The 1,058-nt window shown below is 52.6% G+C and carries 1 protein-coding gene and 1 pseudogene; both read left to right on the top strand.

Going from position 1 to position 1,058, the window contains the following annotated elements; genetic code table 11:
- Positions 1-303 precede the first annotated feature (303 nt).
- On the top strand, positions 304-759 hold the full coding sequence (locus DW58_RS11785) for a DUF4385 domain-containing protein (RefSeq protein ID WP_024550663.1): 456 nt from the start codon (positions 304-306) through the stop codon (positions 757-759).
- Positions 760-897: 138 nt separating this feature from the next.
- Positions 898-1,058: pseudogene (locus DW58_RS21385) on the top strand (alpha-ketoglutarate transporter); the annotation flags it as partial.

Genomic DNA, 1,058 nt, shown 5'->3' with positions numbered 1-1,058 from the left:
ACTGCCAGGCATCAAATTGAAGAACCCTCAGCGAAAGCTGAGGGTTTTTTGCATTCCGGTGCCGGGAAAACCCGCCGGCAGCGCCTGCCTCCAGCGTCCCGTCCCCAGATGCTGACATATATTCATACCCTCCGGCCATACACAAAAACTAACGTTACGGGCACCTCGCTCGATCAATGCTTTCATGCTTCCCGGACGCCAGCACCACCATTGCCTACCCAGTCAGACATTTTCTGATATTGATTCCCATGCTTTATCTGTCACCTATTCTTATGGAGCATATCTCATCAGGGAGACAGAACTCTGGCTATCAGACCGTTTGATTATGAACAAGATTTCGACAATATCGACTTTCGCAAGCACCCGGAAAAGTATCAGGTCGGACGCGGCGAACAGGGTGTTCTGCTGGTAGAGCCCTATAAATCAGAAATCCTGCCGTGGTGGCGATACAAAGATGCCGAGGCGGCAGAGAAATCCGCGGCAAAAATCTACGACATGTTCGAAGCCTGGCGGAGAGAGGATGACTTTGTCGGGATGGACATGGCACGCAAATTCATTCAGATGGGCTACACCCGCGCCCGCCGCTACGCAAACTACAAAGGCGGGAAAAAGTATGCGCAGGACGGTACCACACACCCGCGCGGGAATGATCCGGTGAAAGCTGCCGCCGCGGCGGTGTTTAAAACCTGGTGGGATCGCATCCGTGCCGATGAGGATTACCTGCGTCGTAAACGTGCGCACCAGGCGAAATGGGGTTAGCCATGGAGCAGGTAAAAATCGTCCCGCTTCACAAAACCGTAGCCGACAAATAATTAACACTTTATTTACTATTGCGGCGCGTGCACCCTGACAATTTGAGATAAGAAGACCAGCCGGTCTGATAACAAGGAGAACATCATGGCCGACGTGAGCGATCGCGCTGAGGCACAAGCTGCCAGACAAGAGGATACCCGCAAACGCGTATGGGCCATTGTCGGGGCCTCATCAGGGAATCTGGTCGAGTGGTTCGACTTCTACGTATACTCGTTCTGCTCGCTCTATTTTGCCCACATCTTTTT

Source organism: Siccibacter turicensis LMG 23730 (assembly GCF_000463155.2).
In the GTDB taxonomy this organism is placed as follows: Bacteria; Pseudomonadota; Gammaproteobacteria; order Enterobacterales; family Enterobacteriaceae; genus Siccibacter; species Siccibacter turicensis.
This window is presented reverse-complemented; position numbering and strand designations above follow the sequence as displayed.